The 1,722-nt window shown below is 54.5% G+C and carries 2 protein-coding genes; one reads left to right on the forward strand and one right to left on the reverse strand.

The window, feature by feature from the left end; genetic code table 11:
* Positions 1-281: 281 nt before the first annotated feature.
* On the forward strand, positions 282-638 hold the full coding sequence (locus RMSM_RS06830) for a hypothetical protein (RefSeq protein ID WP_236622035.1): 357 nt from the start codon (positions 282-284) through the stop codon (positions 636-638).
* A 64-nt stretch (positions 639-702) separates the two neighbouring features.
* Here RMSM_RS06830 and RMSM_RS06835 read toward each other — a convergent pair whose 3' ends face one another.
* Positions 703-1,269 (reverse strand): group II intron maturase-specific domain-containing protein, encoded by a 567-nt coding sequence (locus tag RMSM_RS06835; RefSeq protein WP_315850134.1) that lies wholly within the window; start codon positions 1,267-1,269, stop codon positions 703-705.
* Between the last annotated feature and the right edge of the window lie 453 nt (positions 1,270-1,722).

Genomic DNA, 1,722 nt, shown 5'->3' on the forward strand with positions numbered 1-1,722 from the left:
TCAACTGCGACTTGGGACAGATGCACTTGGTGGCAAACAGAATTTGGTGACACCGACCTCTCTACGGTACAATTTGTCAATTGTCGTGGCCGTTAGTCGCGGGATGCGGCATCAACGCAGGCCGGAAGCGAGCGGGGAACCACCCCGTGCACTGGAGCCTGGCTTGCGGGCTTTCACGAATGGAAAATCAACTTTCCCGGCCCGGTGACGGGCACCGTTCGCCCAACTGAGATCAATCGCTGACATCAATGCAAATCGGAAACGAAATTGGATTGCTCGACATGATTGCGACATTGCGTGCTCGATCACGCACGAGCTTCATGTTCGATCTCGGCACAAAAGGCGACACACTGACTTTTCCTGACACTGGCGAGGTCTTCGATGCTGGACCTGGACGAGTCTACAACGTGTTTGGCTGGATCGACGTCCATTATCCATGTGAAGGCTCGCACCCGCTTCAAGTGCGAATGGGCCTACCCGACGATCGTGTCTCGTGGGAGACGATGCGCGATACAATTGCAGAACTTCGGAACTACTTCGACATCCCTGATGACGCTGGATATCAGATATACTTGACTGGGCTGACGGCACAAACTTCCATGGAACATCCGATCACCGGCTTTGTCTCCACCCGTTGATTGAAAATGGGCGAACCATGTGAATCGGGATAGGGGGCCGGATTGCTCCGGCGCCCCTCCCACATCACCTAGCATGCGGGTCTGCTACTCGGGCGATTCGCCGCGAGGATGCAAGCTGTTGCCAACGCTCCAATAGACTCAATATGCCCTCACTCTTTAGGTACTCGCTGGATAACGCACGCTGGACTCCCGACGTCTTGGAAAGACGCCATGGGCCTTTGCCGCTAAACGCGAACGGCCGAGCTTCCCAGTACGACAAGCCCAATGACATCAGGTTGCGTAGACGTGTTTTCGACTTCTTCCACTGCTTCCAGTAACATGCCCGAACCCGTCGCCGAAGCCACTTGTCGAGCGTACTGAACGTTGTCTTGACTTGGTCTAACTGGAAATACCCAAGCCAACCAATCGCATAAGAACGAAACTCCGCAAAACGCTTCTTCATCGACACGCCCCGGTTTCTACGAAAGATCTCCGAGACACGCCGCTTGAATGCTTTGAGCTTCTTTTGACTCACGCGAAACTGGTCCAGCTTTACTGTTTTCAATCTTTCATTGGATATCGGCTGCGAAGCATTTGTGCTGGCACCCATTACCAGTTTCTTCGGGTTCAGACATGTTTCTGCCCCATTCATTTTCCTGCCGCAACCTTCGGTTGCCTTCTTTTGACCGGATGTCAGGAAGGATGGGCGGGCCGAAGTAGGTAGCCTCTAGGTAAATGCCCGCTCGGTGGTCACCCGGCGGAAAGGACCGGCAAAAAGATGGGTGGCAAAAAGATATTGAGACCGATTGATGCCGGACAATGAAAACTTCGCGCATCCTACATTTCCTTGCCCCACCTATTGATCTCCGTAACGACACCTGCCGTCGCTTCGCGACTCTATGGTGGCCACTACTACGCTGTCCCCGGACTCACGTCCGGGGCTACCCACGTGTCGTCGCGTTGCGACTGGGAAGTGTCGTCCGCGCAGGCGGGTTTCTGCTTGCAACAAACGCGGATTTTGGCGTGAATGTGTCTGGCGACGGTTATAGCTTTGAAGCTTGCCCGAATCGGTTGTTGCCCGACCGGAACCGTTCTCGGCGGCTAA

The sequence above is a fragment of the Rhodopirellula maiorica SM1 genome (genome assembly GCF_000346295.1).
Taxonomy (GTDB): domain Bacteria; phylum Planctomycetota; class Planctomycetia; order Pirellulales; family Pirellulaceae; genus Novipirellula; species Novipirellula maiorica.